Origin of the sequence: Deinococcus fonticola, from assembly GCF_004634215.1 — a bacterium.
Classification (GTDB): domain Bacteria; phylum Deinococcota; class Deinococci; order Deinococcales; family Deinococcaceae; genus Deinococcus; species Deinococcus fonticola.
Genome location: NZ_SMMH01000007.1, coordinates 1 through 14,632 on the forward strand (window position 1 = coordinate 1; position 14,632 = coordinate 14,632).

Below are 14,632 nucleotides of genomic sequence, written 5' to 3' on the forward strand. Positions count from 1 at the left end.
GCATGTTTCTGGTCGGCATGCTGCTTCGCCGGATCCCGGCGAAGCGCTGGGCCGTCCTGATCGCCGACCGTGAATTTATCGGGCAAGAGTGGTTCAATTTCCTGCGCTGGAAGGGAATCAAGCGCTGTATTCGGATTCGGGAAAACATTCTGATCGATGAAGAGCAGGCGCGAAACTACTTTCCGGATGTCCAGCCAGGGAAGGTTCGAGGGTTGTTCGAGAAAGCCTGGGTTGCGGGGAGTTGGATGCAGGTCGTCGCCACCCGCTCTCCTGCGGGAGAGCGGATTCTGGTCGCCAGTGATTTGCCGATCTGGGACACCCTGAGGGTCTACCGCCTGAGATGGACGATTGAATCAATGTTTTCAGCGCTCAAGACGCGCGGCCTCAATTTGGAACAGACGCCTATGACGGCTCCGAACCGACTCAGTCGGTTGTTTGGTCTGTTATGTGTAGCCCTTGCATGGATCATGCGAATCGGCGTCGAGGAGACTCAAGACAAGCCGATCAGGATGATGCGCAAGAAGAATCGCCCGGCCATGAGCAGGGCGAGGTACGGAGCTCGGGAACTGGGACGAGCTATTCGATGGAGCAAGATGTCGTTTCAGACGTATCTTGACCTCTTGAGCACGCCATTTCCTTCACTGGGAGGGCGGAATACTCAACCTGTCAGGTGCTGAGCCCACGCTGGAACGACTTCGTCCCGAAGTCGAATCCTGGGCGAGCGCCCGAAATGCAGCGGGGGTAAAGATCAATTGGCAATTCTCGACCCAGGATGCCCGTCGCAGCTTTGGTAGGCACTATCAAGCTATTCGAATTAATTGAACGCTGTACTAGGCAGAAAAACGCATGTGTTCCTGGTGGGTGTTCACTATGCTCGTGGTATGAGGACAACGGGAGGGCCAGCTCATTTAGCACGTTGAGGAGCGTGCTGATGATGGCAAAACACAGTTATGAGAAGGCGCGTTGGAAACGGCGTGAGGCCCGTCGCAAACGGCCCGCGAACGGCTGGAATCGCTGGTGGCAGGGCTCTGTCGTCTGGAGTCCGCCCGGTTCCGAGAAATGGCCACAGCAGGTGCAGCAGGCTCAGCGAAAACTGGACGCTTCGGTGCATCATGGGCCAAGCGGGTACACCCGCCGTTGCCGCAAACTCTGGCGCAGGCAGGCGCACATGGTCGAGGGCCTCCACCTGCACGGGGCCCACGGTGAGGCGGAGAACCTCGATCCTCAACCCAGACGCCTGGGCGTGATGTGGGCCATCTGGTGACTTCCGACTGGGGATGAGGGTTCACCCATCCACACCGCCCTGACCCCTGGGGTTGCCATTCGTGCGATACTCCGTGTCTGGAATGCCTAAGCGTACAGACCTCCAGACGATCCTTATCCTCGGCAGCGGCCCCATTCAGATCGGGCAGGCCGCCGAGTTCGACTATTCGGGCACGCAGGCGCTCAAGGCGCTGAAAAGCGAGGGCTACCGCGTGGTGCTGGTGAACTCCAACCCGGCGACCATCATGACCGACCCCGATCTGGCCGACGCGACGTATCTGGAGCCGCTGACGCCCGAGTTCGTGGAGAAGATCATCGAGAAGGAGAAGCCGGACGCGATTCTGCCCACGCTGGGCGGGCAGACGGCGCTGAACCTGGCGATGGAACTGCACGAGCGCGGCAGCCTCGAAAAATACGGCGTGGAGCTGATCGGCGCGGGCGTGGAGGCCATCAAGAAGGGCGAAGACCGCGAGCTGTTCCAGGCCGCCATGAAGAAGATCGGCGTGGAGACCGCACGCGGCAAGATGGTGCATTCGATGGAAGAGGCCGTGGAGTACCAGAAGGAGATCGGCCTGCCCATCGTCATCCGGCCCAGCTTTACCCTCGGCGGCACGGGTGGCGGCATCGCGCACACATACGAGGAGTTCCTGGCGATTACGGAAGGCGGCCTGCGCGACAGCCCCGTGACCAGCGTGCTGCTGGAAGAGAGCATCCTGGGCTGGAAGGAATACGAGCTGGAAGTGATGCGCGACACGGCGGACACCGTCATCATCATCACGTCCATCGAGAACTTCGACCCGATGGGCGTCCACACGGGCGACTCCATCACCGTCGCGCCTGCCCAGACCCTCAGCGACGTGGAATACCAGCGGCTGCGCGACCAGTCGCTCGCCATCATCCGCGAAATCGGCGTGGCGACGGGCGGCAGCAACATCCAGTTCGCGGTGAACCCCGACAACGGGCGCGTCATTGTCATCGAGATGAACCCGCGCGTGAGCCGTTCCTCGGCGCTGGCAAGCAAGGCCACCGGCTTCCCGATTGCCAAAATCGCCGCGCTGCTGGCGGTGGGCTACCACCTGGACGAGCTGCCCAACGACATCACCCGCGTGACCCCGGCCAGCTTCGAGCCGAGCATCGACTACGTGGTGACCAAGATTCCGCGTTTCGCCTTCGAGAAGTTCCCCGGCACGCCCGACGGGCTGGGCACGCAGATGCGCTCGGTGGGCGAGGTCATGGCGATTGGCCGCACCTTCAAGGAGTCGCTGCAAAAGGCGCTGCGCTCGACCGAAGGCGACATCCGGGGCGTGTACGCCGAGATGGACGAGGCCGGACTGCGGGCGCTGCTGTACCCCAACCCGCGCCGCATCGAGGCCGTGATCGAGCTGCTGCGCCGGGGCGAGAGCGTGGAGAGCCTCTTCGACGCGACCAAGATCGACCGCTGGTTCCTCTCGCAGCTCAAGGAAATCATGGACGCCGAGAAGGAAATCCTCGACCTCGGCCCCATCGCGGAATGGAAGTACGAAATCTGGCGTGAAATCAAGCGCCTGGGCTTTTCCGATGCGCGGATTGGCGAGATCGTGGGTCTGAGTGAATTGGAAGTCCGCGCCTTACGCAAAAAAGCCAAAGCCACGCCCGTCTACAAGACGGTGGACACCTGCGCCGCCGAGTTCGAGGCGCACACGCCGTACCACTACTCCACCTACGAATGGGAAGACGAGGTGGCCCCCACCGACAAACCCAAAGTGGTGATTCTGGGCAGCGGCCCCAACCGCATCGGGCAGGGCGTGGAGTTCGATTACGCCACCGTTCACGCGGTCTGGGCGCTTCAGGAAGCGGGGTATGAGACCATCATGGTCAACTCCAACCCCGAGACGGTCAGCACCGACTACGACACCGCCGACCGCCTGTACTTCGAGCCGCTGACCTTCGAGGACGTGATGAACATCGTCGAGCACGAGAAGCCCGTGGGCGTGATCGTGCAACTCGGCGGGCAGACGCCGCTGAAACTGGCCCGCAAACTGGCGGATGCGGGTGCGCCCATCATCGGCACCAGCCCCGAGACCATCCACGAGGCCGAAGACCGCGCCAGTTTCAACGCGCTGTGCGAACGCCTGGGCCTGCCGCAGCCGAGGGGCAAAGTGGCCGAAACGCCCGCCCAGGCGCGGGAACTCGCCGCCGAACTCGGCTTCCCGCTGATGGCGCGGCCCAGTTACGTCCTCGGCGGGCGGGCCATGCGCACCGTGCGCAGCATGGATGAACTGACCACCTATCTGGACGAGGTGTACGCCGCCGTGGAAGGGCAGCCCAGCATCCTCCTCGACCAGTTTCTGGAAGGCGCACTGGAACTCGACGTGGACACCCTCTGCGACGGGGAACGTGCGGTGGTCGCGGGCATCATGGAACACGTCGAAGCCGCCGGAGTCCACAGCGGGGACAGCGCGTGCGTCCTGCCGCCCGTGAACCTCAGCGCCGAACTCACCCAGCGCGTGAAGGCCGACACGGAACGCCTCGCGCTCGCCCTGGGCGTCAAGGGCCTGATGAACGTGCAGTGGGCCGTGAAAGACGGCGTGGCGTACATCCTGGAAGCCAACCCCCGCGCCAGCCGCACCGTGCCGTTCGTGAGCAAGGCCGTGAACCACCCGCTCGCCAAGAGTGCCGCCCGCATTGCCGCCGGGCAGACGCTGGAGCAGATTGGCCTGCTGGAAACGCCCACGCCGCGCATGTACTCGGTGAAAGAAGTTCACCTGCCGTTCCTGAAGTTCAAGGATGTGCTGCCCGTGCTGGGGCCGGAAATGAAAAGCACCGGCGAAAGCATGGGCATAGACGCCGACCCGTACCTGGCGTTCTACCGGGCGCAACTCGGCGCGAAAAACTACCTGCCGCTGGAAGGAACCGCCCTGCTCCTCGGGGACGGGCTGGACGACGTGGCCGGAATGCTGAGTGAAGCCGGATTGAAGGTCATTCGGGAACAGAGCGGCGAAGAGTTGCCTGACCTGCTGATCGACGTGACCGGCTCGGCGCTGCTGCGAACCGCCCTGGAACGCGGCGTGCCGATTGTCAGTACGAGGGAAGGAGCCGAGTGGACGGCACGGGCGATTAAGGCCGCCGTGGGCGCGGAGTTGGGCGTGAAGGGGTTGCAGGAGTGGGTGAACGACTGAAATGTCTGAGCCAGAGCAGCTTGTTCACGAAATTTGGCGAGAACCGGACGGCTGCACTGCGCTAGTCATGGCCGAGAAATATTATAATTATTCCCCCCATTATACCTAGACCAGTTGAGGCAAAAATATGGCATATAGAATTGAAGGTCTTACTTTTAACAGTGAAAATCTCCCATTCATTGATAAATCGCAAATCGATTCTATGGGAAACTTCTGTACAATAATTATTGGGAAAAACGGGGTTGGAAAAAGTAGACTTTTGAGGGCGCTAGCTGAGACTCTCATAGCTGGTGGATTCAAGTTGCTAGCGCACAGCGTGATCCGAGGGTACGCTGGCCTCTGTCCAGGAGGGCAATATGCGCTACCACCGAATCACGCTTCCCACACGCTACCGGATTCACGCACTCCACCAGGCTGGGCATAGCCCCACCGACATCGGTCAGCAGCTCGGTTTCCACCGTACCACCATCACCAAAGAACTGAAGCGCGTCACACCATACCACCCCGAACTCGCCCACCAGAACGCGATTGCGGAGCAGTCGCGCCGACACCTGTCCCGCATCGCGCCCCACCTGTGGAACATGGTCACCGCACGACTCAAGGAATTTCACAGCCCAGAGCAGATTTATGGTCGCTGCAAGTTGGAGGGGCAGCCCTGCCCCTCCATTGAGGCCATCTACCAGTTCGCCTACCGCTCCCCGGAACTGACCGCGTTTCTGCGTCAGGGGCGTAAATCCCGTCGTCACCGCTCTTGCACGCGGAAAGCGCCTGAATTGTGGCAGAGCATCACCGAGCGCCCACAGGAAGCCAATAAGCGCAGCGAAATTGGTCATCTGGAAGCTGATTTACTCGAAGGGAAGAAAGGCAAAGGCAGCATGGTGGTGATGGAAGACCGCTGTTCACGCCTGGTCACGCTGAATCTGGTGATGCGCAAGACCGCAGTAGAGGTATTCTCGGCGATGGATGCCGTACTGGACACGCATATCGTCAAGACCATCACCATTGACCAGGGGCGTGAGTTCGTGCTGACCGAGCAACTCGGTCAGCAGTGGGGAGCAGAAACCTACGCCTGCCATGCCCATTCACCGTGGGAAAAGGGGTCAGTGGAGAACAGCAACGGGCTGATACGCCAGTTTTTCCCGAAGGGAACGGATTTTACAGAGGTTAAGTTAGAGGAAGTGCTTGTGGTACAGCATTTACTGAATAACAGACCCAGAAAGGGGTTGGGCTATCGCACCCCACTTGAGGTACACTCCCACCATCAGAGGCGTGCGCTAGCAACTTGAACTCGCCGAATTAAGTAGATAAGCTCAAGCCTCTGCTTTGGCGGCTTCAGCGGGGGCAGGGGAGCGCCTTCGGCGCGATGATGGATGATGGGTTCGGCCTTGCGGCCTGATGGATGATGGGAGGCTGGAAAGAGTGCGGGGCGGGGAGCGGCTTGCGGGCGGCTCCCTTCCGCTTTTACAGCGCCAGATGCAAGCGGATTTTGCCGTCCAGTTCGGTCATCAGCTCTTCAGGAACTTGCCCCAGGCGCTTGCCGATTCGGCTGACGGCAATGCAGGTGATGAGTTCCGTCTGGGCTTTGCTGTCCAGATTGAGACCGGTGCGCTCGGTGGGCAGCAGAAGCTGAAAGTCATAGACGGTGTTCAGGTTGCTCGTGAGTGGAACCACCGTCAGGGCATCCGCTTTGGCGTTGGCGACATTGTTGGTGATGACCACAGCGGGGCGTTTGAAGTCCGGCTCACCAGCGCGGGCGGGGCCGAAATGGGTCAGAAAAATGTCGCCGCGCCGGATGAGTCCTACAGCCATTCGCTACCGTCGCTGGGTTCCAGTCCGTCGGTGTTGCCTTCCAGAAAGAGGGCGCGTTCGGGGTCGTTCTCACGGGCGAGTGCGGTGTATTGCTCGGCCAGTTCCTGTTCCCTGAGGGCTTGAACGGCTTTCACGAAGGCTTCGCTGCGGCTTTCCAGTCCGTGCGTTTGCTGGTAGTCCTTGATGTAACGGGCGATATCGGGCGGCAGGCTGATGGTCATGCGTTCGGCGTTCTGGTAAGTCATGCCTTCATACTAACATTCATACGTTCTGGCTTACGCAGATCGAATTCTGGCTCAAGCCTCTGCTTTGGCGGGGAAAAGCGGAGCGGGGGAAGGGGGAAGGACGGGAAGGCGGGGGGATGGGGTTTTCTCGCTCTCTCAGAATTTTCAGTCAGGAAAGCTCTGACAGTCACTTTTCGATTTTTCACCTGTTGGGCTATACTCAGGCATGACTTCCCCTCATCCTCTTTATCTGAAATTACAACCACAAGGACGGGTGCTGATCCCCTCCGAAGCTCGCGCCAGACTGGACGTGAAAGAAGGCGACGAGTTGATCCTGCTGGAACTGGAGGACGGCTACAAGCTCACCAGCCGCCGCCTGCTGGCCCAATCCCTGTACGGCAGCTTGCAGAAAACGGGCGAGATGAAAGACCGGGACTTTACTCAGGAACTCCTGGACGAACGCCGTGCAGAAGCGAAGAAGAAAGGCTGGTAAGGCGTGCTGCTGGATGCCAGTGCCATCATCGCGTTCCTGCTGAAAGAAGAGGGCGGTGCGGAAGTTCTGAACGTGGTGGGGAGTCGCCCATGCTTCGTGAGCAGCGTGACCCTGACGGAAGTTCAGGGAAAGTTGATTGGGAGGGGCGCGTTCACGCCGAAGCAAGTTCAGGCGCACCTTGACCCGCTGCTGGGGCTAGCGCGTGAAGTGGTGTTCGACGCTGATTGTCGTGAAGCTGCCGTGTTCTACTACGCCCGCAAGTCTCCGTATGACCTGAGCCTTGGGGATGCAGCCTGTCTGGGAACAGCGGAAGTCCTGAAGGTGGATGTGCTGACTGCCGAGCAAAACTGGGCCAAGATTCCCGACCTGCCTTTCAACGTTCGCTTGATTCGCTGAGTTTTAACCTTAGCTCAAGCCTCGCTTTGGCGGGGAAAAGCGGGGCGGGGGAAGCGGGCAGAGGGGGAAGGTGGGGGGACGGGGTAGCTCGTCCCTGTTCCTTTCACGGCGTCCATACCTGTCCCGGTAACACCTGCTCGGCCACAGCTCTCAAGTTCGTGTCGAAGGTCATGAACTGAAGTCCAAGTGGAGAGACAGCTTGCGCGGCGGCCAGATGAACGGCGTCGTAGGCCCGCAGAGTGTGTGCCTGCGCGAGCGCGGCGGCGTCCTGCAAGAGTTGCTGGTCAAGAGAAACGTGCCTGAAGGTGGGCCAGTCGTTCTGGAAGGCCGTGACGGCCAGTTGGTGTTGCCTGACGCTCAGGAGCCTTCGCGCTCGCCTGCCTGCCAGTGCGGCCATAGCTTCCACGTAAGTGATTTCATGGCAGATCACGCCGCTGGACTGTTGTTTCTCCTGAATGACGTGCTGATAGTCGGGTTCCTGGGTGTAAATGCGAATCAGGGCGCTGGTGTCCAGATACAGCAGCGTCAAAGTTCCGGCCCCCGGTGTTCCTTCAGAATTTCTTCTATGGGTGGGCCTTTTACAGGAACGGGCGGGTTCAACCCAGTGGGTTTCAGTCCCCACGGTTCGCCACCCAGCAGGCGCAGGGCGCGTTCTCGTGCGGCCTGTTCTGCTTGGTCGGGGACATCAACGACTTGCAGGATGTCGCCTACATCGGCGTGAATGCCGAGTTTCCTGAGTCCAGCGACAAGATCGACGAGGGTGCTAATTTCGACCCGTTCAATGCGGGCGTTGTAAATGGCGTTCACCGTGGCGGGGCGCATCCGGGCAGCCTGGGCCAGTTGCTTCTGGGTGATGTTGTGTTGTCTGAGAAGCCCAGCGAGGCCAATCTGCATCCGTGCGGTCATTGATTACCTCCGATAGTTATTCTATTTCGCTCAAAGGGAATCAACAAGACCTTGAAAGCTCGAAGCTGCTGCTTTAAGCGGGGAAAAGCAGGGCGAGGGAAGCGCCGTGGGCACAGTGATTTCACGCATGGACAGGTGCAGGAGCAATACGCGAAACTTCTGGCCGTGGTGCAAGAAATACCTTTCGATGCGGAATGCCGTGAAAAAGCGGCGTTCTACTACGCCCGCAAATCACCGTATGACCTGAGTCTGGGTGACGCTGCATGTCTCGGAACAGCGGAAGCCCTGAAAGTGGACGTGCTGACCGCTGAGCAGGGCTGGGCGAAGATTCCTGACTTACCTTTCCAGGTTCGCTTGATCCGCTGATCCTTTAGCCCATGCTTATAGCCTCTGCTCTGGCGGCCCTGACTTTGGGCTTTATGTCTGGCTGGGCGGGGTGGATTGGACACGCATCATCACCCGTTGGCGGGCAGGAACCTCGGAGAAGTTGTACGTGTAGCGCGTGTACGTCTCCTGCACGCGGGGGTTGGGCAGATGCCTCAGGGCCTCCAGTTGACGCTCTGACCGCCTCTCGGAGAAGTGCGGCTGCACCTCGATCTTCTCCTCCGGGCGGTCTTTCAATGCGTCGTACACCTGTTCCGGGTCTTGCTGGGCCAGGTACAGCGCGAACAGCGTGCCGCTGCCCACCCGCGAGACCGGGAAGTCCGGGACGAGCAGGCGCGGCGTGGGCCACTGCTGCGCGACGACCGCCACGTCCGTGACGCGCACCCGGCCAGCGTTGGGTTTGACGGGGGCCGCGAGGGGTTCGTGCAGCTGGATGACCCAGGTGGCCTGCCCGCCCTGAATGGAGGCCAGCACCTTGTATATGGGTGGCCCCAGCACACTCGACATGGGCAGGTCCTCCTCGAAGGTCAGCAGGCGCCAGTGGCCCTCCATGCTGCTGTCGTCGCCCATGCTGACGCTGTCGCGGGTAAAGGCGGCGTGCAGCAGGCCGGGGCGCAGCACGTCCCGTTCGTGGGCAAGTTCACGGGCTTTCATCTCGTCCCGGCGTTCCTGCTGCTCCGGGGTGGAGCGCACCTTGCGGCGGCGGGTCGGCTGGGGTTTGCGCCGGAACCGCAGAGAGTACAGCAGGAAGATCAGCAGGGCCAGGCTTCCCGCCCCGAGGAGTTGCAGGAACCAGTCGGGCGGGGTCATGCCGACAGCGTACCTGCTTTCCCTGCTGCGCTGTGGGATGGTGCGTCCTGCACGCTAACCGCTCGCGTGCGGCGTCATTCCGTTTCGCGCGGGAAATGGAGGAGGGAATGTTCAGGTTCCGCTTTTTGGCGGAGAATTAGGAAGGCGGCTTACGGCGGGTTCCCGCTTTGCGCTCCAGCTCAGGTTAGCTATTGCCTTCCAGCGCTGTGCCCAACCACCAGTTGAGCGCCTGCTGCTGCACCTGGGGCGGGACGGTGTGGCCCCCCTCGAATTCCACGTAGTGCGGGTCGTAACCGGCCTGTTGCAACTGACTCACGATCACGCGGCTGCACCGGTCGATGGGCAGCACCCGGTCACTGGTGCCGTGCGATATGAAAATCTGTGGCCGGCCCACCTGCGCGGCGGGGTTCAGGAAGCCCGGCGAGAAGCCCAGCAGGTGCGTGAACAGGTCGCCGTTGGCCAGGCCCAGCGACAGCGCGTAGCTGGCCCCGTCGGAAAAGCCGTCCAGCGCCAGGCGCGACGGGTCGATGGCGTAGCGGCTGAACACCTGCTGCAACGCCCGGTCGATGAAGGTCACGTCCGGGCCGTACCCGCCGTGAATCATGTCCCAGGTGGCGGCGCGCGAATCGCAGGCCAGCAGCAGCAGGCCGCGTTCCTCGGCGGCGTCCATGAAAGGCCGGATGGAGTGACTGGCCTCGCTGCCCGCCCCGTGGCAGGCGACCAGCAGCGGGCGCGGGCCGCCTAGCGGGTGACGCAGCGGCACATACAGCAGACCGTCGCGCTGCGCGCCCAGGTTCAGCGGTACGACGCCGCGCACCTCGGGCGGGGGGATCAGTTCGGGGGTCGGGCGGGCCTGTAAGCGTGCAGGGGCCATGCCGGGCATGGTTTCATGCGGTTGCCAGAATCAGGTGATCGTCGGCTAAAGACCTGGGTAAAACAGCAAAACGCCCCCGGTGGTGGGGGCGCTTGGGGCCAGACTCTTTTACTGAACGGTTTACTGCACCGTGACCTGTTTGGTGGCGGGGGGCGTGAAGTTGCCGCCGCCGACAAATTTGGCGCGCAGGGTGTAGGTACCGGCGGGCACGGGGTTGCCCTGGGCGTCCTTGCCTTCCCAGCGGATTTTCTGCATGGTGGCTTCCTCGCCGTTCTGCACGTCGGTGATCACGAGTTGCATGGTGCACAGGGTGTTCTTCGGATCCGGGCGAACGACTTCTCCGGCGGCATTCAGTACCTCGAAGCGGACATCACAGGCGCCGTTCTCCAGGTGCAGGGGGGCCGTGCCGGTGTTGGTAATTACGAAGTCCCAGGTGTTCGCCTCGCCTGCCCGCACGCTGTCTGGCCCTTGCAGGGCGGCGGTCACGGCCAGCGCGGTGGTGCCGGTGGGCAGCGTCGTGACGGTGGGCGCGGCGGGGGTCGTCACCGGGGTGCTGGGAGTAGGGGAGACGGCTGGCGCGCTGGGTGTAGATGTACTGGGTGCAGGTGTACTGGGCCTGGGTGGGCTGGTCACGCCGGGCGGCAGGGCGGGAATGTTGATGACGCTGGTCTGCGCGGCGGCCAGCCCACTCGCGAGGCACACGGCGGCAAGAAGTTTTTTCATGTCTTTACGTTGCCGTGTTTTGCCTGATGTCGGGTGAGGAAGCCTAAAGGAATCACGTGGAAAGTAAAGGATCGGCGCAGGATGTCTATGAAGCGGTTGGGCAGCTTCACGAAGTGGCGCCTTTCAGGGGTGGGCGCTGCCCGGCCAGATGGCGCATGACGCCCAACGCCCCCGCCGCCTATACTTTTCAGGATGATTGACGCGGCCCAGATTGAACACCTTGCCAGCCTCGCCCGGCTGCAACTCACGCCCGACGAGAAAACCGCCATGCAGGAAGACCTGACGCGCGTGCTGGGGTACTTCGCGGAGCTGAACGAAGTGAACACCGACGGCATCGAGGAAATGCAGCGCCCGGTGAACCTCGTGAATGTCCTGCGCGAGGACGTACCCGCCCAGGCCTTCTCCCCGTCGGTGGTGTCCGCGCTGGCCCCGGAAATGCAGGACGGGCAGATCAGGATTCCGCGCACCGTGGAGGCCGAGTAATGCTGGATCTCCGTTTTATCCGGGAAAACCCGGACGCCGTGAAACGCGCCGTACAGGTGAAGGGCGTCGATCTGAACATCGACGAACTGCTGCAACTCGACCGTGACCTGGTCGCCCTGAAGCAGCGCGTGGAGAGCCTGCTGACCGAGCGCAACGCCAACGCGAAACTCGTACCGAAAGCCAGCGCCGATGAGCGCCCCGCACTGATCCAGAAAGGCAAGGACTTGGCCGAGGACATCAGGGCGCTGGAACCCCAGCAACGCGCCCACGAGGAGCAACTGAAGCAACTGCTCCTGCGTGTCCCGAACATCCCGCTGGACGGCGTGCCCGTCGGCAAGGACGACTCCGAGAACGTGGAGTTGCGCCGCGAGGGCAAGTTGCCAGAGTTTGACTTCACACCGCTGGATCAGGTCGAGATCCTGGAAAAGCAGGGCTGGGCCGATTTCGAGCGGGTGGCCCGCGTGTCCGGCAGCCGCAGTTACCTGCTCAGAGCCGAAGCGGCCCTGCTGGAAATGGCGATCCTGATGTTCGCGCTGGATTTCCTGGCCGGACGGGACTTCACGCCCCTGTCCACCACGGCACTGGTGCGCCCGGAAACGCTGGTTCACTCCGGCCACTTCCCCGGCGATGAGGAATCGGTGTACAGGTTCGCGGACGATGACCTGATGCTGGCAGGAACCGTGGAAGTCCCCATCAACAGCCTGTATGCCGGGGAGCAACTGAACCACACGGACTTGCCCCTGACCTTCGCGGGACTCAGCGCCGCTTTCCGCCGCGAGGCGGGCAGTGCCGGGCGGGACGTGCGCGGCCTGATTCGTGTTCACGAGTTCCGAAAGGTCGAGCAGTACGTGATGTGCCGGGCCGACCAGGCCGAGGGCCTGAAGTGGTTCAACACGCTGCTGGGCAACGCCGAGGGCATCTTGCAGGCGCTGGAACTGCCGTACCGCGTCATCCAGAACTGCACCGGGGACATGGGCGCGGGCAAGGTTCTGATGTACGACATCGAAACCTGGGTTCCCAGCGAGGAGAAGTATCGCGAGACGCACAGTTGCTCGTACCTGGGCGACTGGCAGGCCCGCCGCACCGGCCTGCGCTACCGCGACGGGGACGGCAAGTTGCAGTACGCCCACACCCTCAACAACACCGGTATCGCCTCGCCCCGTATTCTGGTGCCGTTCCTGGAAAACCACCAGCAGGCCGACGGCACTGTCCGCATTCCCGCCGCGCTGCGCCCGTACCTGGGCGGCAGGGAAGTGATCGGGAAACCCGTGCGTTAACCACTGCAAGTTCATTCATTCACGCGCCTCAGCCGCTGAAACCGTGGTGGCGCAGATCACATCTTCAGGCGGAAAAGCCATTGCCGTACAGGGCAACGTCAGCAGCGAATCGGACGTGGTGCGGATGTTCGACACCGTGCAGGAGACTTTCGGCCCGGTCACGGCGCTGGTCAATAACGCCGGAATTCTGGAAACCCAGACGCGAGTGGAGAAAATGGACGCGAGTGGAGAACATGAACGCGGCCCGCTTGCGCCGGGTGCTGGAAGCCAACGTGATCGGTTCGTTCCTGTGTGCCGCCGAGGCGGTCAGGCGCATGTCCACCCGTCACGGCGGGGTGGGCGGCGCAATTGTGAACGTGTCCAGCAAGGCATCCGTACTGGGTTCACCGGGCGAGTACGTGGATTACGCCATGAGCAAGGGGGCCATCGACACGCTGACCATCGGGCTGGCGAAGGAAGTCGCTGCCGAGGGCATCCGGGTGAACGCCGTGCGCCCCGGCATCATCGACACGGACATTCACGCTTCGGGTGGAGAGCCAGGGCGGGTGGAGCGACTTGGCCCGGCGCAACCGATGGGGCGCGGCGGCACGCCGGAGGAAGTGGCGGCGGCGGTCCTGTGGCTGCTCTCGGACGCGGCGTCTTACGTCATGGGTTCGTTCATTGACGTGGCGGGCGGCAGATAATGGCCTTCCAGCGCGGTTGACAGGGCATCCTGGCTGGCAACCACCTGATTCCTGCCTTTGGCTTTGGCCCGGTACAACGCCTCGTCCGCGCGGGCGACCAGGCGGCTCAGGTCATCGCCTGAGTGAAGGGTGGTCACGCCGCAACTGGCGGTCACGCGCCCTACCGTGTCGTGCTCGGTGGTGTTCAGCGTCTGCCGAATGCGCTGTGCCAGGGCGGCGGCCTGGCTCAGGGTGGTGGCGGGCAGCACGATCAGGAATTCCTCGCCGCCCCAGCGGCTGGGCGTGTCCTGCTCGCGGGTGCTGCTGCGCAGGAGTTGCGCGAAGTGGTGCAGCACGCTATCCCCGGTGGGGTGACCGTACTGGTCGTTCACGCGTTTGAAGTGATCGATGTCCAGCAAAATGATGCTGCCGGACGTACCGTTCCCCGCTTCAGTCAGCAGGTGCTCGATGGCGCGGTAAGCGGCGCGGCGGTTGGGCAGTTCGGTGAGCGGATCGGTGTACAGTTCCAGTTGCATTTGCAGGCGCTCGGAGTAAATGCGGGTGTAAATCGAGCGGTACCACGACAGCGAATGAATCAGTACCAGTAGAGCCGCGACCGACAGTTGCAGGCGCGTGGCGGAGATCATCAGGGCTGCCGGGTGCGTCTGAATAATCATGACGCTGCACAGCACGACGCTGAGCGTGAACGTTCCCAGGCTCAGGTAACCCGCCAGGCGCGTGCCGAACATCAGGTAACCGATGGTGGTGTTGGCAAGCAGCATCAGGTACGCGGTGACCAGCAGCAGAATCACTTCACTGCTGGGGGTGCTGCGGATGGTCAGGAACTGCACCGTGAAAGTGATGGCGTTGGCGACGTACATGGTGCGTTCAATGGGAGGGAGGGGCCGGTTGCTCTTCAGCCAGTACAGGGTGCCCAGCAGGACGATCAGCAGGGCCGGGTAAAGCAGGTTGAAGGCGGGGTTGTGGGTGGCGTTCTGAAATTCCAGCAGCCACACCAGCAACACGACGGGCAGGCCGAACAGCAGCGCAAAAATATACAGGCGTCGGCGCAGGGCGTCCATGATATCCGGGGCCGTGTGGGGGTCTTCCGGCAGCCAGAACCAGCGGTGAGTGTTCTCACTGTGCTGTGAAGGCAAGTCCGCTGACATG

Annotated in this window: 18 protein-coding genes and 1 pseudogene; 11 read left to right on the top strand and 8 right to left on the bottom strand. The window is 62.1% G+C overall.

The window, feature by feature from the left end; all coding sequences use genetic code 11:
- The 4 genes from E5Z01_RS05760 to E5Z01_RS05775 form a co-directional block, all read left to right on the top strand.
- Window positions 1-677: transposase (locus tag E5Z01_RS05760; RefSeq protein ID WP_135228499.1), on the top strand; the 677-nt coding region annotated here is incomplete at its 5' end.
- A gap of 254 nt (window positions 678-931) precedes the next feature.
- The gene (locus E5Z01_RS05765) at window positions 932-1,264 is read left to right on the top strand and encodes a hypothetical protein (protein WP_135228500.1); all 333 of its coding nucleotides are present in this window, start codon (window positions 932-934) and stop codon (window positions 1,262-1,264) included.
- Between the two features lie 82 nt (window positions 1,265-1,346).
- Window positions 1,347-4,421, top strand: coding sequence for a carbamoyl-phosphate synthase large subunit (gene carB / locus E5Z01_RS05770; protein WP_135228501.1), 3,075 nt, complete (start codon window positions 1,347-1,349; stop codon window positions 4,419-4,421).
- 356 nt (window positions 4,422-4,777) lie between these two features.
- Complete coding sequence (locus tag E5Z01_RS05775; RefSeq protein ID WP_135228502.1) at window positions 4,778-5,707, top strand: IS30 family transposase; 930 nt, start codon at window positions 4,778-4,780, stop codon at window positions 5,705-5,707.
- 175 nt (window positions 5,708-5,882) lie between these two features.
- On the opposite strand, the gene E5Z01_RS05780 is transcribed toward E5Z01_RS05775, so the two are convergent.
- Both E5Z01_RS05780 and E5Z01_RS05785 read right to left on the bottom strand, forming a co-directional pair.
- Entirely contained in the window at window positions 5,883-6,230 is a 348-nt protein-coding gene (locus tag E5Z01_RS05780) for a type II toxin-antitoxin system PemK/MazF family toxin (RefSeq protein ID WP_135228503.1), read from the bottom strand.
- Window positions 6,221-6,475: a ribbon-helix-helix domain-containing protein gene (locus E5Z01_RS05785; protein WP_010887306.1), complete on the bottom strand. Its 255-nt coding sequence runs from the start codon at window positions 6,473-6,475 to the stop codon at window positions 6,221-6,223. The genes E5Z01_RS05780 and E5Z01_RS05785 overlap by 10 nt, the downstream gene beginning before the upstream one ends.
- Window positions 6,476-6,680: 205 nt before the next feature.
- Here E5Z01_RS05785 and E5Z01_RS05790 point away from each other — a divergent pair, with 205 nt between their 5' ends.
- Together E5Z01_RS05790 and E5Z01_RS05795 are read left to right on the top strand one after the other, a co-directional pair.
- Window positions 6,681-6,947, top strand: a complete 267-nt coding sequence (locus E5Z01_RS05790) for an AbrB/MazE/SpoVT family DNA-binding domain-containing protein (protein ID WP_135228504.1) — start codon at window positions 6,681-6,683, stop codon at window positions 6,945-6,947.
- A gap of 3 nt (window positions 6,948-6,950) precedes the next feature.
- Window positions 6,951-7,343, top strand: coding sequence for a PIN domain-containing protein (locus E5Z01_RS05795; RefSeq protein ID WP_135228505.1), 393 nt, complete (start codon window positions 6,951-6,953; stop codon window positions 7,341-7,343).
- Between the two features lie 103 nt (window positions 7,344-7,446).
- Here the strand turns inward: E5Z01_RS05795 and E5Z01_RS05800 are convergent, their stop codons facing one another.
- Both E5Z01_RS05800 and E5Z01_RS05805 read right to left on the bottom strand, forming a co-directional pair.
- Window positions 7,447-7,872, bottom strand: coding sequence for a type II toxin-antitoxin system VapC family toxin (locus E5Z01_RS05800; RefSeq protein ID WP_240738205.1), 426 nt, complete (start codon window positions 7,870-7,872; stop codon window positions 7,447-7,449).
- Entirely contained in the window at window positions 7,869-8,249 is a 381-nt protein-coding gene (locus E5Z01_RS05805; RefSeq protein WP_135228507.1) for a helix-turn-helix domain-containing protein, read from the bottom strand. Before E5Z01_RS05805 ends, E5Z01_RS05800 begins: the two co-directional genes overlap by 4 nt.
- A 165-nt stretch (window positions 8,250-8,414) precedes the next feature.
- Here E5Z01_RS05805 and E5Z01_RS05810 point away from each other — a divergent pair, with 165 nt between their 5' ends.
- Complete coding sequence (locus E5Z01_RS05810) at window positions 8,415-8,615, top strand: PIN domain-containing protein (RefSeq protein ID WP_135228508.1); 201 nt, start codon at window positions 8,415-8,417, stop codon at window positions 8,613-8,615.
- Between the two features lie 51 nt (window positions 8,616-8,666).
- Here the strand turns inward: E5Z01_RS05810 and E5Z01_RS05815 are convergent, their stop codons facing one another.
- From E5Z01_RS05815 to E5Z01_RS05825, 3 genes are all read right to left on the bottom strand, one after another.
- Window positions 8,667-9,443, bottom strand: a complete 777-nt coding sequence (locus E5Z01_RS05815; RefSeq protein ID WP_135228509.1) for a hypothetical protein — start codon at window positions 9,441-9,443, stop codon at window positions 8,667-8,669.
- 184 nt (window positions 9,444-9,627) lie between these two features.
- The gene (locus E5Z01_RS05820) at window positions 9,628-10,317 is read right to left on the bottom strand and encodes an alpha/beta hydrolase (RefSeq protein WP_135228510.1); all 690 of its coding nucleotides are present in this window, start codon (window positions 10,315-10,317) and stop codon (window positions 9,628-9,630) included.
- Window positions 10,318-10,437: 120 nt separating this feature from the next.
- Window positions 10,438-11,040: a flagellar hook assembly protein FlgD gene (locus E5Z01_RS05825; RefSeq protein ID WP_135228511.1), complete on the bottom strand. Its 603-nt coding sequence runs from the start codon at window positions 11,038-11,040 to the stop codon at window positions 10,438-10,440.
- A 192-nt stretch (window positions 11,041-11,232) separates the two neighbouring features.
- Between E5Z01_RS05825 and gatC the strand changes: the two genes are divergently transcribed.
- The 4 genes and pseudogenes from gatC (at window position 11,233) to E5Z01_RS05840 (ending at window position 13,483) form a co-directional block, all read left to right on the top strand.
- The gene (gene gatC, locus E5Z01_RS05830) at window positions 11,233-11,523 is read left to right on the top strand and encodes an Asp-tRNA(Asn)/Glu-tRNA(Gln) amidotransferase subunit GatC (RefSeq protein WP_135228512.1); all 291 of its coding nucleotides are present in this window, start codon (window positions 11,233-11,235) and stop codon (window positions 11,521-11,523) included.
- Window positions 11,523-12,800, top strand: coding sequence for a serine--tRNA ligase (gene serS, locus E5Z01_RS05835; RefSeq protein ID WP_135228513.1), 1,278 nt, complete (start codon window positions 11,523-11,525; stop codon window positions 12,798-12,800). The genes gatC and serS overlap by 1 nt, the downstream gene beginning before the upstream one ends.
- 46 nt (window positions 12,801-12,846) lie before the next feature.
- A pseudogene (locus E5Z01_RS20185) lies at window positions 12,847-12,945 on the top strand (NAD(P)-dependent oxidoreductase); the annotation flags it as partial.
- A gap of 88 nt (window positions 12,946-13,033) precedes the next feature.
- Window positions 13,034-13,483 carry an SDR family oxidoreductase gene (locus tag E5Z01_RS05840; protein WP_276321239.1) on the top strand — a complete coding sequence of 150 codons (450 nt, stop codon included), beginning with the start codon at window positions 13,034-13,036 and terminating at the stop codon, window positions 13,481-13,483.
- Here the strand turns inward: E5Z01_RS05840 and E5Z01_RS05845 are convergent.
- Window positions 13,441-14,631, bottom strand: a complete 1,191-nt coding sequence (locus tag E5Z01_RS05845; protein ID WP_135228514.1) for a GGDEF domain-containing protein — start codon at window positions 14,629-14,631, stop codon at window positions 13,441-13,443. The genes E5Z01_RS05840 and E5Z01_RS05845 overlap by 43 nt on opposite strands.
- Between the last annotated feature and the right edge of the window lies 1 nt (window position 14,632).

What these genes read in the sequence shown, in the direction of transcription:
- E5Z01_RS05765 (WP_135228500.1), top strand. Translation starts at nt 932, where the DNA reads ATGATGGCAAAACACAGTTATGAGAAGGCGCGTTGGAAACGGCGTGAG.
- carB (WP_135228501.1), top strand. Translation starts at nt 1,347, where the DNA reads ATGCCTAAGCGTACAGACCTCCAGACGATCCTTATCCTCGGCAGCGGC.
- E5Z01_RS05775 (WP_135228502.1), top strand. Translation starts at nt 4,778, where the DNA reads ATGCGCTACCACCGAATCACGCTTCCCACACGCTACCGGATTCACGCA.
- E5Z01_RS05780 (WP_135228503.1), bottom strand. Translation starts at nt 6,230, where the DNA reads ATGGCTGTAGGACTCATCCGGCGCGGCGACATTTTTCTGACCCATTTC.
- E5Z01_RS05785 (WP_010887306.1), bottom strand. Translation starts at nt 6,475, where the DNA reads ATGACTTACCAGAACGCCGAACGCATGACCATCAGCCTGCCGCCCGAT.
- E5Z01_RS05790 (WP_135228504.1), top strand. Translation starts at nt 6,681, where the DNA reads ATGACTTCCCCTCATCCTCTTTATCTGAAATTACAACCACAAGGACGG.
- E5Z01_RS05805 (WP_135228507.1), bottom strand. Translation starts at nt 8,249, where the DNA reads ATGACCGCACGGATGCAGATTGGCCTCGCTGGGCTTCTCAGACAACAC.
- E5Z01_RS05815 (WP_135228509.1), bottom strand. Translation starts at nt 9,443, where the DNA reads ATGACCCCGCCCGACTGGTTCCTGCAACTCCTCGGGGCGGGAAGCCTG.
- E5Z01_RS05820 (WP_135228510.1), bottom strand. Translation starts at nt 10,317, where the DNA reads ATGGCCCCTGCACGCTTACAGGCCCGCCCGACCCCCGAACTGATCCCC.
- E5Z01_RS05825 (WP_135228511.1), bottom strand. Translation starts at nt 11,040, where the DNA reads ATGAAAAAACTTCTTGCCGCCGTGTGCCTCGCGAGTGGGCTGGCCGCC.
- gatC (WP_135228512.1), top strand. Translation starts at nt 11,233, where the DNA reads ATGATTGACGCGGCCCAGATTGAACACCTTGCCAGCCTCGCCCGGCTG.
- serS (WP_135228513.1), top strand. Translation starts at nt 11,523, where the DNA reads ATGCTGGATCTCCGTTTTATCCGGGAAAACCCGGACGCCGTGAAACGC.
- E5Z01_RS05840 (WP_276321239.1), top strand. Translation starts at nt 13,034, where the DNA reads ATGAACGCGGCCCGCTTGCGCCGGGTGCTGGAAGCCAACGTGATCGGT.
- E5Z01_RS05845 (WP_135228514.1), bottom strand. Translation starts at nt 14,631, where the DNA reads ATGTCAGCGGACTTGCCTTCACAGCACAGTGAGAACACTCACCGCTGG.